The organism is Mycobacterium sp. E3198, from assembly GCF_001667015.1.
Lineage (GTDB): Bacteria > Actinomycetota > Actinomycetes > Mycobacteriales > Mycobacteriaceae > Mycobacterium.
In genome coordinates, this window is record NZ_LZIS01000032.1 from 1 (window position 1) to 545 (window position 545).

Annotated in this window: 1 protein-coding gene; it reads right to left on the reverse strand. The window is 68.8% G+C overall.

Annotated features, from left to right (window positions below):
- Nucleotides 1–545 (reverse strand): glycosyltransferase (locus A5673_RS04680; RefSeq protein WP_156747848.1); only part of this gene is annotated, 545 nt, incomplete at both ends.

A 545-nucleotide genomic window follows, 5' to 3' on the forward strand; every position in this document is an offset into this window, starting at 1 on the left:
GACGTAGCGCCGGGACGCCATCACGTGCGTCGTTTCGGTGCCCTTCATGTGGCTGCGCACCGACAACTCCCGGGGCACGAAGCAGACCGTCGATCGCAGCATCAGACGCCACCAGAAATCCAGGTCGACGAGCTGGTAGATGTCGGTCCGAAACCCCCCGGCATCCAGGGCGAGCCGGCGGCGGAACATCACGCAGGTCGGCTCGCCAATCCAATTGCCGGCGCCGCCGCGGAGCAGCTGCTGCGCGGCGAGCCAAGGCCCGCGGTTGCGCTCGCGAAGCCGCCAAAAGTGTTTGTGCGCAGGGCCCACTCGGCGCCGCCACGGAAGATTCTCGTCCTGCACCACCCGCCGGGGGGCGAACGCCATTCCCACCGCGGGGTCGTCGAAGCACGGGAGGAGCGCCTCGAGCGCCCCCGGGAGTAACCAGTCATCGCCATGGACGAACTGGATGCACGTGCCCCGCGCGAGCTCCAGACACTTGTTGTGGTTTCCGTTCAGGCCGAGGCGGGACGCGTTGCGCACGAGCCGGTCTCCGGGCCGCAGCA